Source organism: Enterobacter sp. 241F3 (assembly GCF_034106785.1).
GTDB classification, from domain to species: domain Bacteria; phylum Pseudomonadota; class Gammaproteobacteria; order Enterobacterales; family Enterobacteriaceae; genus Enterobacter; species Enterobacter vonholyi.
Map to the genome: position 1 here is coordinate 419,383 of NZ_JAWNDD010000003.1, position 13,964 is coordinate 433,346.

A 13,964-nucleotide genomic window follows, 5' to 3' on the forward strand; every position below is an offset into this window, starting at 1 on the left:
GATGTTAGTGTATAAAATACAGATATCTCGTCGGTCAATTATCGCCAGCGTGTTAATTACCGTATTTGCCAGATACGCATATGCTGAAGAAAAAACCATTCAGTTTAATACTGACGTTCTGGATGTGCAGGATCGTGGCCATATCGATTTAAGCCAGTTCTCGCGAGCGGGTTACGTTATGCCCGGCACATACGCATTATCAATTCAAATTAATAAAAGCTCATTGCCCGAACAGCAAATCACATTTTTGGTTCCAGACAATGATAAAAATGGAAGCGAAGCGTGCCTGACTAATGACATTGTTACTCAGTTTGGGCTAACCACGGCAGCAAGTAAAAACTTATCCTGGTGGCATAACGGTGAATGTCTCGACCCGACTTCACTTCAGGGGATGGTTATGCGGACTGACATGGCCAGCAATACGCTTTTTATTAACCTACCTCAGGCCTACCTTGATTACGTGGCCGAGAACTGGGACCCACCTTCACGCTGGGATGAAGGGGTTGCAGGCATTCTGTTTGACTATAATTTGAACGGCCAGTCTATACGTCAGAAAGAAAGTGGCAATACTGAAGAAAGCAAGACTCTCAGCGGTAATGGAACCACTGGGATGAACGTTGGCGCATGGCGTTTTCGCGCAGACTGGCAAGGTCAGATGGATAAACATTCAGGGAACGTAGCAAGCAATACGCAAAATTTTGAATGGAACCGCTATTACTTATACCGGGCGGTGCCCTCTATGCGGGCAAAAATGACATTGGGTGAAGACTACCTCACCTCCGATATGTTTGACAGCTTCCGTTTTACCGGCGTGAGCCTGGTGTCCAGCGACAATATGTTGCCGCCGAACCTGCGTGGCTACGCTCCCGAGGTTACGGGGCTGGCGAAAACAAACGCCAAAGTGACGATCAGCCAACAGGGGCGTGTGCTCAATGAAACTACGGTGGCAGCAGGCCCTTTTCGTATCCAGGATCTGAATAATGCTGTGTCCGGCACGCTTGACGTCAAAATTACTGAACAGGATGGCTCTGTACAGACCTATCAGATTAATACGTCGACGATTCCCTATCTGACTCGCCCTGGGATGGTTCGATACAAATTAGCAGCAGGGAAACCTTCAGATTTTGATCATCACAGTGATGGTCCGATATTCGGTACAGGAGAATTCTCCTGGGGGGTCAACAACGGTTGGTCACTTTATGGCGGCGCGCTGGTTGCCGGTGACTACAACGCGATGTCGATAGGGATCGGGCGAGATTTATTGGCTCTCGGGGCAATATCTATTGATGCAACTGAATCTCGAGCTCGTCTGCCGCAGCAGGAGTCCCGGCAGGGTGGGTCGTACAAAGTAAGCTACTCCAAGCGATTTGACAGCACTGATAGCCAGGTGACCTTTGCCGGCTATCGCTTCTCTGAGCGCGGTTTTATGAGCATGACGGACTACCTGGATGCGCGTTATCACGATAACGACAACGGTGGCAGCGGCAAAGAAATGTATACGGTGACGTTTAACCAACAAATAAAGCCGTTGAACATGAGTATTTATTTGGACTACAGCCGTCAAACCTATTGGGATCATCCCTCTAGCACAACGTATAACGTGTCGCTTTCGCACTATTTTGATATTGCTAGTTTTAAAAATCTTAGTCTGAGTATATCTGCGTTTCGCACTACGAATAACAACACCGACGATCGTGGTGCCTACATGAGTCTGTCTGTTCCATGGGGCGAATCGGGTTATTTCAATTATGGCAATCAAATCAGCCAGGATGGGACCAGTCATTCCTTATCTTACAGCGATCGCATCGACAAGGATAACTCGTACCAGATAAGCCTCAACTCCGATCAAAACGGGGTTATAGGGGGGAGCGGCTATCTTACGCATGATGGTGATGCAGCTGAAGTAACGGCCACAGCGACGCAGCAGGGCAATAAGTACAGTTCGATGGGATTATCAGTACGCGGTGGCATGACGGCAACAGCGCGCGGTGCGGCTCTGCACCGTATGTCGGTCGCAGGTGGCACGCGCATGATGGTGGACGCCGATGGTGTAAGTGGCGTGCCCGTTAAAACAGGTGGGAACAACACCCATACCAATGCTTTTGGTAAGGCAGTGGTCGGAGATGTGAGTAGCTATTACCGCAACAGCATGAATATCGATATGGATGAACTGGGTGATGATGTGGACGCCAGCCGTTCAGTGGTGCAGGGCACGCTGACGGAAGGCGCGATCGGCTATCGCAAGTTCGGCATTATTGCCGGTCAAAAGGCTATGGCGATATTGCGCCTGACGAATAATAGCGTGCCGCCATTCGGCGCCATGGTGACTAACAAGGATAAGGAACAGACCGGGCTGGTCAGCGAAGACGGTATCGTTTGGCTGACGGGAATAAAGCCTGGTGAGGTGATGAGCGTGAGTTGGGATGGTTCAGAAAAGTGTCACATTAACCTCCCGGCAGTACTGCCCCCGGACCTGGAGAGTCAAAAATTGCTGTTGCCGTGCACTACGGCAGACAGCATCAAATAATCCTATTTGTTGAAGAGAAAAGAGTCATGATTCGCAATACGTTAAAACGTAATAGTTGTTTGCTTGCATTGGCATTCACTACCTTGATCGCGCAACAGGCGAATGCTGCACTTGCGCTGGATCGCACCCGCGCGGTCGTTAATGGTGGCGATAAATCGGTGAGCCTGGGGGTGACTAACCAAAACCGTGAGCTGCCGTATCTGGCACAAGCGTGGGTAGAGGATGCTCAGGGTAACAAGATAAGTGATCCATTGGTGGCACTTCCGCCGGTACAGCGTATTGAACCTAACAGCAAAAGCCAGATAAAAATTCAGATTACGCCTGCAATGAATCTGTTAGCGCAGGATAAAGAAACGCTTTTCTTCTTTAACCTGCGTGAAATCCCGCCGAAGACGGACAAACCGAATACCTTGCAGATTGCGCTGCAAACCCGCATCAAGCTGTTCTATCGTCCGGCATCCCTGGCGGTGGAGCAGAACAGCAAACCCTGGCAGGAGCAAATGACGCTTACGCGCCAGGGAGAAGGTTACACGGTGAATAATCCGACTCCGTATTACATTTCCGTGGTTGAGGTTGCCCCATCGCTGAAGGGTGAGCCGCTTAAAAGCGTGAAGCCGTTGCTGGTCGCCCCTAAAAGTAGCGCCCGGTTAGAAGGTGATACTCACAATCTGGGAAACAACCCGGTTATTACCTACATAAATGATTACGGCGGACGCCCGAAGCTGGTCTTCAGCTGCAGTGGCAGTAGTTGCAATCTTACATCTGCGCATGCGGGCTAAACAGATGAAAAAAGTATGCATGTCGTTATCTCTGCTGTTGATCGTAAGCTCCACGACGCTGGCTGGTGAAAAAAGTGTGAGCGGGGATGTTCCTTTTATTGTTGGAGGAATGATGGTTGAGGGGGCATGCATACTAGAAATGCAGTCAGCATCACAGGAGATTTCACTCAGTACTGTGTCTGCATCGCTGCTGAAAAAAGTCGGTAACCGTGGAGCACCTGTACCTGTAGTCCTCCACCTCAAATATTGCGTAAGAATGCAGGGCTCAATTACGGACAGACGCACCGGCAGTCGCTCCTGGGATGCTATCCAACCCATCGCCACCTTAACGTTTTTGGCTCCTGCTGATAGCTATAACCCTGAACTGGTGCAGGTAACCGGGGCTCGAGGCATTGGTCTACGTATCACAGATGCCAGGCAGAATGACATTCATTTAGGGGAACGCAGTAAGCCACATTTTCTCACTCCGGGTAGTAGCGACCTCGTGTTTTACGTCACGCCTGAGAGAACCCCTGAACAGTTGATTTTGGGTCCCTATAAGGCAGTGGTGAATTTTTCTCTGGAGTACGATTGATGACGCGTTTTTTATGGCTGTTAGGTTTTCTTATTTTCATACCTCATGCATTTGCCGGGGATAATAATGTCAAAATCAGTGGTGCGCTGGTTTCAGAGCCCTGCACGCTATCTGAAGCATCATCAGATATTCAACTTGATTTTGGTAACCTGGTGAGCACCTTTTTCTATAACAGCAACCGCACGCCGGGTGAACCGTTCAGTATTACGCTGGTTAACTGTGATACGACATTGGGCAGCAGTGCCACTGTGACCTTTAAGGGGAGCGAGAGCGTGGCCTTGCCGGGTTTATTAACGCCAGATGCGGGTGATACTCAGGGTATCGCCATCGGTATCGAAACCAATAGCGCAGACCCGCAGCAGCTGGCGCTGAATAAGCCAAGCCCCGTATTCAGTTTGACGAGCGGTAACAATGTCATCGCGCTGAAGGGATATGTCCAGGCCGAGCCGGCCGCTATTGCCGCTCACAGCATCACTGCCGGGGCCTTTACGGCAACAGCTACATTCGAAATAGCGTATCCATGAGAGGCAATACAATGAAATTTTGGCTACACATCATGGTGGCTTCGGTATTGTTCGCATTTACATTTTTTGCGAAGGCGGATGATCCTGTAAGGCTAAACATCAATATCACTGGGACGGTGGTAGCAAATGGCTCCTGTACTTTTAACAAAGGTGAGATGCTGACGGTAGATTTTGGTGACGTAGACATTACTACCGTTAACGGAAGTTCCAAAATTGATGGATCCTATCAAAAAACTTTGTCATCCATGATGACCTGTTCTGGTGACATTGCAGGTAGTGCTCAAATGACCCTGAAATCGGTGGCTGGAGGGACAGTGGAATACCAGGGGCATAAACTGTTACCCGTAAGTATTAATGCCAAGAATCCCGGGCAGGAATTAGGAATAAAGCTTCTGGTGGATGGCGTGGAGCAGGATATTGATGCTGCATTCCCGGTGGACGCTTTCGAACAACCAGGACTGCAGGTCGAGTTGGTGCAAATAGGTGATGGAAGCGGCCTGGTTGGTGGGGCACCTATTACGGCCAGTGCAACACTGATAATGGAGTTCGTATGAGGGGTATTAAGTTGCTTTTATTTTCACTTGCGTCTGTGTTGTTTTTTTTGCATGTGAACGTCGCGCTCGCATCACAAACTGGAGATACCATGTCCATTGATTTTACTGGCAGGCTTATTAACCGAAAACCCTGTACGATTAACAACGGAGAAGTGATTAATATCACTTTTGGTAACGTGAGTATTAACAAGGTGGCAACGGGACACATAACTCAGCCGTTAAATTACAATCTTGACTGCCCAGGGGCGACGAGCAGCAATACCATTCAGATGACCATCAAGGCAACCCCAGTTTTGGGGGACTCGGCCGCAATGGAATCAAGTTCGACGGGGTTGTGGTTGAAATTTATGAATAATGGTGAGCCTCAGAATTTAAATGTTCCATTTAGTATTGAGGATGTTAATGCTCTTCCGAAGCTCGATATAGAGCTTGAAAAAAATCCTGCTTCTGAACTGCACGCTGATGCGTTTACAGGAACAGCAACGTTAATGGCCGAGTTTTTTTGAAGGGCATCAATATGTATCTCAGGCAATTGAGTGGTTACTCTAAGTTAGTATCTTTTACTATCATATTGTTCATGGGGCTATGGTCCCAGCCTAGCCTTGCAACATGGACGGGAGGATATGGTTATCAATGGTATTCACAAACTTTTTGTGCAGAATCAGCAACTGATAACATGATGAGCAAAGGGATTCATGAAAATATGACCGCTGCACCTATTTGTTCTTTTGATGTTGGCGAAGGAAATGCAGTCCCTGAATCTGGCCAGTATTCTCTTGTTGGCTTTTTTTCCCCTATAATTGGCGATGGCACTGGTTTAGGATGGGTGAATAACCCGCAGTATATAAATGCCGGTGTGCAGCTGAAAGATTTACAGCTAGCCTGGACCGGAACTCTTTACGGGGCGGGCACTCCATATGCTTATATCTGTTACGCGCTAAGAAACACTAGCACTCAAAAAATGTACAAGTTTAATTCGACTCCCATGGGTTGTACTAACGTAACAGATAGTTCGGATTTACCACCCGGACCCGGTATGCTTAAGTGTTCATTTAATAATGGAAATGCACTAAACGTTTCTTTAGGGGATGTAGCACGTAGTGAAATGGGTACTGCGCCAGGCTCAACACCTGCTGTTGAGAAACAACTTGACGTGACGTGTACAGGGGCTGGAACTGCTACTTACTCAATTAATTTCCAGTATACTGCGATTGATATTTCAGGTGATGAACTTGTTACGACATCAGCTAATGGATTAGCAGTGGCGATGTCCTTCAATGATGAGTTAATTAATACAACGGGCACATACACACGAACTTATGGCGTTGGTTCGCAATCAGAGTCACTGAAGTTTGAGCCAGTGCGCAATCCAACGGTAAACGTTAGTGATATTCCCACAGGTGCCTTTTCAGCAAGCGCAGTGATGGTATTAACTCTTCAATAGTTTGAAGATAAGCGCGATCCCTCAAAGGGATTCACGCTTTCCTGATGTTGTCGATGAAACGCACAATAACGATAAAGAAAACAGGTACGAAGAAGATCGCGAGAAGCGTGCCGCTAATCATGCCGCCAAAGACTCCGGTACCGATGGCATGCTGCGTACTGTCGCTCGCACCGCTGGCCAGCATCAACGGAACAACCCCCAGAGTGAAGGCTAACGATGTCATCAGAATGGGGCGCAGGCGCTGGCTGGCGGCATGAACGGTTGCCGCCAGCAGGGGCTGCCCCTGACGGTGGAGCTGCCTGGCAAATTCGACAATCAGAATGGCGTTCTTGGCCGACAGGCCGATGAGCGTAATCAGGCCCACCTTGAAGAAAACGTCATTCGTCATGCCGGCGACAGACACCGCTACTACCGCGCCGATAAGACCCAGTGGAACGACCAGCATGACCGCGAATGGGATAGACCAGCTCTCATACAGCGCGGCGAGCACCATAAATACGACCAGTATCGACAGGACGATAAGGCCCGGAAGCTGAGATTCCGATTTTCTCTCCTGCAACGAACTCCCGGCCCACTCGCCAGCCATACCCTGAGGCAGGCTCCTGGATAAACCCTCCATGACCTTCATTGCGGTGCCGCTGGACTCTCCCGACGCCGCATTGCCGGTAATGCGAATAGCAGAATATCCCTGATAACGCGTCAACTGCTGCGGCGCAACGTTCCAGGCAAGCGTGGCAAATGTAGATACCGGCACCATCTGACCCATCCGGTTTTTTACTGATAATTTCAGTATCTGCTCAGGCTGCATTCGGTAGGGCGCATCGGCCTGAATAATCACCTGCTGAACGCGGCCGTTGTTCGTATAGTCATTGACGTAATTTGAGCCCAGGGTGACGGAGAGCGTCTGGTTGATTTCATCAAATGAAACGCCCATCGCTTCAGCCTTTTCTCTGTCCACCTGTAGCGCAAGGCTTGTTCCTTCCGGAAGACCGTCTATATACACGTCACTCAGTTCAGGACGCTGATTGGCCTGCAGGACCAGCGCGTCGGCAGCTCGCTTTAAAGCCTCGTAGCCGAGTCCAGCTCTGTCCTGCACGTACCAGGTAAAGCCCGATGAGGTGCCCATATCCGAAATGGCCGGCGGGAGCAGGCTCATCGTGACGGCATCAGAGACGTTCGCCATGCTGGCCTGTATATGGTCGGCTTCATCCTGGGCCGTCGAACCCTGCCGATATTTCCAGTCCTTCAGCGTGGTGAAGGCCATAGCCGAATTCGGTCCTGAACCTGAAAATCCAAACCCCAGGATCATAATGTTGCTTTCAATATCCGGCCGGGCCGCAATTTCCCCTTCAAATTTTTTAACCACTTTCAGGGTACGCTGCATGGTGGCATCAGAAGGCAGCTGGATTGAAGACATAAAATAGCCCTGATCTTCGTCCGGCAGAAAGGACGACGGTAAGGAAGACATCCCCAAAAACAGCGCAGCACATAGCGCAACGTACAGGAGCAGCATACGTCCGGTTCGCTTCAGAACGGCACCCAGCCCGGCTTCGTAACAGGCGGTAAGCGAGCGGAAGCGCGCGTTAAACCCGACTGCGAACCGTCCGCCTCCGCTCTTTCCTGCCTTATGCGGCTTGAGTAACGTTGCGCACAGGGCAGGCGTCAGCGTCAGGGCAAGAAACGCGGACAGCAGTATAGAGACCGCCATGGAAATACAAAATTGTCGGTAGATAATCCCGACGGATCCTTCAGCAAACCCCATGGGTATAAACACGGCAGTGAGCACCAGCGTGATCCCGATAATCGCCGGGGTGATTTCCTGCATGGCTTGCCGCGTAGCGTCACGCGGGGAAAGGCTTTTTTCCTCCATCAGTCGTTCAACGTTTTCTACAACCACAATGGCATCATCAACAATAATCCCTATCGCCAGCACCATGCCGAACATCGTCAGAATATTGATGGAGTATCCGCTCAGAAGCATTACCGTGAAGGTGCCAAGAAGTGCAACGGGGGCAACAATCGCCGGGATAAGCGTGCAGCGTATCTTGTGCAGAAACAGCAGCATAACTAGGAAGACGAGGACCATCGCTTCCACAAATGTCTGAACAACCTTCATGATAGAAAGTTTCACAAACGGGGCGGTATCGAAGGGAACCGTAAATGCCATACCTTCGGGTAACACCTGGGAAAGTTCGTCGATGCGCGCGCGTACGCCTGAAGCCGTGCTCATTGCGTTGGCGCCAGGCGAGAGCTGGATAGCCGCCGCCGTTGCAGGAACCCCATTTTCGCGGATACCGAAAGCGTAGCTTTGCAGGCCAGATTCAATGCGTGCAATGTCGGACAATTTCAGGCGGGCGCCGGATGCGTCAGACTTCAGAGTAATATTCCTGAACGCCTCTACCGAGGAGAGTTGTCCCTTCACCGTGATGGGATACGTTACCCCTTGTCCTTCAGATGCTGGCTCATCTCCCGTTTTACCGGGCGAAACGAGGGCATTCTGCTGGCCAACAGCGGTAAGCACATCGCTCACCGAAAGGCCGTAGGTGTGGAGCTTCATCGGATCCAACCAGATTCGTAGCGCTTTTTCGCCGCCAAACAGCTGAACTTTCCCTACGCCGGGTACGCGACGAAGCTCGTCACTGACGTTTCGGGCAAAATAGTCGCTTAAGTCGGCTTCCTCAAATTGTCCTGTCGTGGACTTAAGCCCCACCATCATCAGAAACCCGGAATTAGCGGCCTCGACGTTAATGCCGTTTTGTCTTACCGCCTGAGGGAGACGAGGCTCGACAATCTTAATCTGATTCTGCAGGTCCATCTGCGCCAGCTTGATGTCCGTACCCGGTTTAAACGTGACGGTAATCGATGCCGAACCGGTTGTGTCGCTGGATGATTCGAAATAGAGCAAATTATCGACTCCAGAGATTTCGCGCTCGATTAACGATACCACCGACGTATTCATGATATCGGGGCTCGCCCCCGGGTAACTGACGGAAATAATGATCCCCGGCGGTGCCACGGCCGGATATTGCGCAACAGGCAAGCGGGGAATAGACAGGAGTCCTGCCAGCACGATAAACAGCGCCACTACCCAGGCGAAAACGGGGCGTTCAATAAAAAAATGAGGCATTAAATTAACGTCCAGTTACGTGAATTTCTTCATCAGTGGATACGCGTTTACCAATATCCCTGAGCTGAGAAAACTTCTCTAGAAGCTGCGGTGCGTCATCGAGGCTCGTCGCGAACATCCACATGTAGGTCATCACGGAATAAATATGTCCGGCGGTGATGCCGGTTGAGCGCGTCATCCAGACGATGGTCAGCGTAAAAAGCGCGGCAACAAGTACGCCGACCCACAAATAGCCCCACGCCTCGCGGTCAGATAACGCGATACGTAAACGGGCAAGCGTGGAGTAATGTCGGTGAAGAGTGGCCGTTCCCGCCTTATGAACATAATCCACTTCTTTTTCCAGACGATTATTCAGGCGCATGAATAGCCATTCATTTTTACGGGCATATCCGGAGACAAATCCGAGCAGGACAAATACAATCGCAAAGCACATGACGCCGGCCCAAAATTCAATAAACAGCAACATGATTGCGGCGCCAAACAGTGAACTCAGCGACGTAATCAGCAGGGGAAGGTGCATTTCAAAGAAATCCACGTACTCGCGCGAGAGCGTTACCCTGGCGGCGATTGCCGAATGGTTTAGCTGATACTTGCGCTGTGCCAGAACGACGGATACCGCGAGGCCGGCATAAATGCGTGCAAACGTGCGGGTATCGACGCTTCGTCTGGCCGCGCCGATGAACCACATACAAAGCACCATCAGGCCATATAGCGCGGCGTTAAGCGTCTTCCCTGCGAGGATGGCATTTATCGCGATGCCTGCCAGAACGGGGTAAAGTAGAAACGTTACGTTTTCGGCCACCACCAGGAAGAAAGTGACAACCAGTTTTTTTCGGTGCCGGATCGCGAGTTTTTTAAGCGAGTGCATCACTCCGGCAGGCTCAGAAGGACTAAGATTATTATTACGGTTCATCATTATGGGCAAATCGTGTCAGACTTTTTTTAGTGAATTATTTTTGTGCAAAATAGTGTGATGGAGAGCCTACCGCGCGCCTGTTTAGCGGAAATGTGCGGTTTGTGGAGGATGTGTGGAGCGGTGACTCAAATCATTCTCATAATGAGGTACAGCGGGGCTCCACCAAAAAAAATGATTAAATAACACTCGTAGTAAAAGACCAGATCCTCGATGTCGGGCATTGTGTTTAACAACACGGTGAACGTAATAATGAGATAAAGAAAAATTACTATTAGCCAGAAGGCGATGACAAGCAGCTCAGTCAACGCACCGGCTTTATTTTGGATTATCAGAGAGACAACCGACAATGCTATACAGCCATAGATGATGGGTGACGAGGGTAGCGTCGAGGCGACTTTCTCATCCATTCTGTGTACCAGCACCAGCCAGGTATAAAGTAATCCCCACGACAGCAGCAGAAACAGGGAGTATATGCCCAGTTTTTTCGGGGAGAAATATTTTGAAAGTTCCATGTTCATTATTTCAGCCAACTTCATAAAGTCTTTAAGAAACAGTGGTAATTTGCAACGCTCAATGCACAAAGGCTTATGCCTCAATAGCGATTTTGAACGGACATTGTCGAGTCTTTATTGACTGAATGTGTAGGTTGTGTGGAGAAATAACCGGGCATTTAAATCAACCGGGAAATTCTCGTGACCATGGCACTTTTTCGCGGAGGCTGTGTCTTATTGTGCTAAAGATATCTGATAGCGTGCTTAAAGGGATTTCACCCGCGGAGATAATATGAACAAAAATACGCTGATCCTTGTTGTTGAAGATGAAGACGAAATCGCCGAGATACTGATGAGTTACTTAGAGCGTTCGGGAATGAAAACGCTCAGGGCCAGGCAGGGCGAGCAGGCGATAACCCTCAATCGCCTGCATAAACCGGATCTCATCTTGCTGGATATTCATCTGCCCGTATGTGACGGCTGGAGCGTACTTACCACGCTCCGTCAGGAAAGTTCTGTGCCCGTCATTATGGTTTCCGCTCTCGATCAGGATGTCGATAAGCTCATGGGGCTGAGACTGGGCGCGGATGATTACGTGATCAAACCCTTCAACCCCTCTGAAGTTGTCGCACGGGTTGAGGCGGTGCTGCGCAGGACAAAACCCGCGCTTCAGCAGGCGGGTTCCCTGCCGCTCAGAACGCCCTTTATTACGGTCTATCCGGATGACTTCTACGTGGAAGTCACCGTGGGCGAAGAGGTTATCTCCCCGGTATTAACGACGACCGAATTTAAATTGCTCACCTGGCTGGTACGATATCCGCGAAAGGTCTGTTCCCGCGAAGAGTTGCTCAACGCGTGCCTGCCGGAAGGTGATACGCTCGACAGAACAGTCGACAGCCATATGAGCAAGTTGCGTAAAAAACTGGAACTTGCTGGCCTTTACGGCGTTCCCGAGAGCATAAGAGGCTTGGGTTACCGGCTTGGGGAAAAGAAATGAACAAAGAGTCTGTCCTGAGTCGTCAGATCTTAACGTATATGCTGTTGCTGACGTTTACGATAATTGCCATCGCCATACTGGGCTCCTGGTTTTTTTACTCCTTTATTCTGGATCACCTCCCGGGCGGTCCTGCTGCGGGCGATGACGAGCAGATGACGATGTGGGACTGGGTGTGGATTGGGACCGCGACGACGATCAGCCTGATTATCGCACTCTTTTTCACGGTCAAACTTTCATCGCGAATACTCACCCCGCTAAACGCGGTAGCATCCAGCCTGAAAAAGATTTCACAGGGCGATCTTGACGCACGGGCATTCTGCGCCAGCTCCCGGCTGGGTGAGATCAATCACCTGGTGACGGATTTCAATGAAATGGCGGAAAAATTACAGACGCTGGATATACAGAGGAAATCCTGGAATGCTGCGATTGCGCACGAGCTGAGAACCCCGGTCACGATCTTACGTGGACGGCTTCAGGGGCTGGTTGACGGTGTTTTTACCCCGGACCCGGTTCTGTTTAATAATCTTCTCAAACAGACGGAAGGGTTAACCCGTCTGATTGAAGATCTCCGGGTTATCAGTTCGGATGGCGGGGCGGGATACTCGTTATGCCTGTCCAGAACGGATCTTAAAGGGGCAATACAGAATGCGCTCGATACCTTCATGCCCGAGTTCAACCGTAAGGCATTTACCATCAAAACAGAACTGAGGGATCAGCAATGCGTATTCGATCCATTACGCATCAATCAGTGTCTGACCGTTTTGTTTGATAATGCCTTACACTATTCAACCTCGCGCACACTCATCGTGAAAAATGGCGTTTCTGATAAAGGCAATTATATCCTTATTCAGGACGGGGGACCTGGTATTCCAGGGGAGTTTCATGATTTCTTATTTCAGCCCTTTCAGCGCGATAATGGTGCCAGAGAGTTGAACCCGGAAGGCTGTGGTTTGGGCTTGTCGGTGGTAAAAGCCATCATGCTGGCGCATGGTGGCGATGTTACCTATACCTTATCGAAGCAAAACCACTCGATATTTAAACTCACCTGGCCCGACTCGTGAGCGTGAGCGGCAGGTCAAATGTGCCTGCCGGCGATAAATGCCATATTTTTCCTAGCTTAGCATCCCATTCCTGCGGGGTAATCAACAGTTTACCGCGTCTCGGGCTTAAGGTTATTTCACTGAAATAGATTTCATCTTTTTTTAGCATAAGGTCAACGCGGCAGTAGTCAATGCCATCCGCCAGCTCCTGGGATGCCAGCAACGCCTCTCGGAACAAGACCGGTTCGCCCGGCACTAACGGTGTATTCGGATATTCCATCTGGAAGGGTTGTAAGTTCCAGTGCCTGTCGTAAACGTTGATAAAACCCTGGCCGTTATTATCCGTAAAATCCGCTTCAACATAGTGCGCAACGCCATGAAAGCAATGGATCCTCAGCATTTCCGGCGTTGTGTTTCTGTCAGCATCATCAAAGAGATCGACAAACGGCTCGCAGAGTATACTGGGCGTAATATTTTTGTACTGCCATTCGCGCGTGGTGTAGTAGAGATTTTTCTTTAACGCGAGACTCAGCTTTTTACACGCTTCTTTTTCATTAAATTGCGCTTTGTTTGAACATATTATTGTGCTGCCGCTGTCATGATTGCACTTAAGGACGAATTTGTCAGGGAGTAATGAAAAATCAATCTGCGACGCCCGGGTATAAACGCCAATTAATGGCACCGTTTTCACGCGCGTTGTTCTGGAGGAAACGTAGGCCCGAACGGCGAGTTTATCGGCAAGCATCGTGTAGAGGTTATTATGGTCATAGACCAGACGATGGCATATTTTTTCACTCAGCGTAGTGGGGGATTTAATGTCGGGGCATTTCCCGGATATTTTCTTTAGCCTGATAGTATGAAAGTGCAGGTCCGACATTAAAAAAGAACGGCATTTTCTGATGAGATACTCTGTGTATTTTAGAACATAGGTAGTGGTGTTCATTTCTTCTCCTCCGTAATGTCCCGGTATTCTGGAGAAGAACTGTTGATT

General features: G+C 49.7%; 13 protein-coding genes. 9 read left to right on the forward strand and 4 right to left on the reverse strand.

Annotation, left to right across the window (positions count from 1 at the left end):
* Position 1: 1 nt before the first annotated feature.
* From UR504_RS12410 to UR504_RS12440, 7 genes are all read left to right on the forward strand, one after another.
* Positions 2 to 2,527, forward strand: a complete 2,526-nt coding sequence (locus UR504_RS12410) for an outer membrane usher protein (protein WP_414464879.1) — start codon at positions 2 to 4, stop codon at positions 2,525 to 2,527.
* 26 nt (positions 2,528 to 2,553) lie between these two features.
* Positions 2,554 to 3,306 (forward strand): fimbria/pilus periplasmic chaperone, encoded by a 753-nt coding sequence (locus tag UR504_RS12415; RefSeq protein ID WP_271368232.1) that lies wholly within the window; start codon positions 2,554 to 2,556, stop codon positions 3,304 to 3,306.
* Between the two features lie 4 nt (positions 3,307 to 3,310).
* The gene (locus tag UR504_RS12420) at positions 3,311 to 3,880 is read left to right on the forward strand and encodes a fimbrial protein (protein ID WP_302235365.1); all 570 of its coding nucleotides are present in this window, start codon (positions 3,311 to 3,313) and stop codon (positions 3,878 to 3,880) included.
* On the forward strand, positions 3,880 to 4,404 hold the full coding sequence (locus tag UR504_RS12425; protein WP_271368073.1) for a fimbrial protein: 525 nt from the start codon (positions 3,880 to 3,882) through the stop codon (positions 4,402 to 4,404). The genes UR504_RS12420 and UR504_RS12425 overlap by 1 nt, the downstream gene beginning before the upstream one ends.
* 11 nt (positions 4,405 to 4,415) lie before the next feature.
* A complete protein-coding gene (locus tag UR504_RS12430) occupies positions 4,416 to 4,958 on the forward strand; it encodes a fimbrial protein (protein ID WP_302235366.1) in 543 nt (180 codons plus the stop codon).
* Between the two features lie 89 nt (positions 4,959 to 5,047).
* A complete protein-coding gene (locus UR504_RS12435; RefSeq protein ID WP_302235367.1) occupies positions 5,048 to 5,464 on the forward strand; it encodes a fimbrial protein in 417 nt (138 codons plus the stop codon).
* Positions 5,465 to 5,475: 11 nt separating this feature from the next.
* On the forward strand, positions 5,476 to 6,402 hold the full coding sequence (locus UR504_RS12440; RefSeq protein WP_302235368.1) for a fimbrial protein: 927 nt from the start codon (positions 5,476 to 5,478) through the stop codon (positions 6,400 to 6,402).
* A gap of 31 nt (positions 6,403 to 6,433) precedes the next feature.
* Here UR504_RS12440 and UR504_RS12445 read toward each other — a convergent pair whose 3' ends face one another.
* From UR504_RS12445 to UR504_RS12455, 3 genes are all read right to left on the reverse strand, one after another.
* A complete protein-coding gene (locus UR504_RS12445; protein WP_302235369.1) occupies positions 6,434 to 9,529 on the reverse strand; it encodes a multidrug efflux RND transporter permease subunit in 3,096 nt (1,031 codons plus the stop codon).
* 4 nt (positions 9,530 to 9,533) lie between these two features.
* Complete coding sequence (locus tag UR504_RS12450) at positions 9,534 to 10,445, reverse strand: ABC transporter six-transmembrane domain-containing protein (RefSeq protein ID WP_164850629.1); 912 nt, start codon at positions 10,443 to 10,445, stop codon at positions 9,534 to 9,536.
* Between the two features lie 125 nt (positions 10,446 to 10,570).
* On the reverse strand, positions 10,571 to 10,957 hold the full coding sequence (locus UR504_RS12455; RefSeq protein ID WP_164850628.1) for a transporter: 387 nt from the start codon (positions 10,955 to 10,957) through the stop codon (positions 10,571 to 10,573).
* A 271-nt stretch (positions 10,958 to 11,228) separates the two neighbouring features.
* Between UR504_RS12455 and UR504_RS12460 the strand changes: the two genes are divergently transcribed.
* Both UR504_RS12460 and UR504_RS12465 read left to right on the forward strand, forming a co-directional pair.
* The gene (locus UR504_RS12460) at positions 11,229 to 11,933 is read left to right on the forward strand and encodes a response regulator (RefSeq protein ID WP_133294565.1); all 705 of its coding nucleotides are present in this window, start codon (positions 11,229 to 11,231) and stop codon (positions 11,931 to 11,933) included.
* Positions 11,930 to 12,994: an ATP-binding protein gene (locus UR504_RS12465; protein WP_302235370.1), complete on the forward strand. Its 1,065-nt coding sequence runs from the start codon at positions 11,930 to 11,932 to the stop codon at positions 12,992 to 12,994. Before UR504_RS12460 ends, UR504_RS12465 begins: the two co-directional genes overlap by 4 nt.
* Here UR504_RS12465 and UR504_RS12470 read toward each other — a convergent pair.
* Entirely contained in the window at positions 12,975 to 13,916 is a 942-nt protein-coding gene (locus UR504_RS12470) for an ATP-grasp fold amidoligase family protein (RefSeq protein WP_302235371.1), read from the reverse strand. The genes UR504_RS12465 and UR504_RS12470 overlap by 20 nt on opposite strands.
* Between the last annotated feature and the right edge of the window lie 48 nt (positions 13,917 to 13,964).